Origin of the sequence: Bacillus cereus group sp. BfR-BA-01524 (assembly GCF_022662595.1) — a bacterium.
Lineage (GTDB): Bacteria > Bacillota > Bacilli > Bacillales > Bacillaceae_G > Bacillus_A > Bacillus_A thuringiensis_S.
The window spans coordinates 1-260 of record NZ_JAKUDW010000389.1; the positions used below are offsets into that span (position 1 = coordinate 1).

Sequence of the window (260 nt, forward strand, 5' to 3'; positions counted from 1 at the left end):
TCTTGAGGTGGCCCTTCAGCAGGCTGTTCCGCAGCTTGCGCTTGCTTCACTTGTTCTTCCTGCTCTTTTTGTTTTTGCTTCTGTACTTCTTGTTTCTTTTTTTCTTCTTTCTTTTTTAGCTCTTCTTGTTTCTTCATTTCTGCTGCCGCTTTTAAAGTTTCTTCTTTCTTATTATGCGCAACAATTTTTGTATACATGAAATATACAAGTGATAATAGTAAGACGAGAATGATTGTTCTTTTTATGTATACAATCGGCCG

Annotated in this window: 1 pseudogene; it reads right to left on the reverse strand. The window is 36.5% G+C overall.

Features of this window, described 5'->3' with window-relative positions:
* Nucleotides 1-260, reverse strand: a pseudogene (locus MR170_RS31595) (serine hydrolase domain-containing protein); the annotation flags it as partial.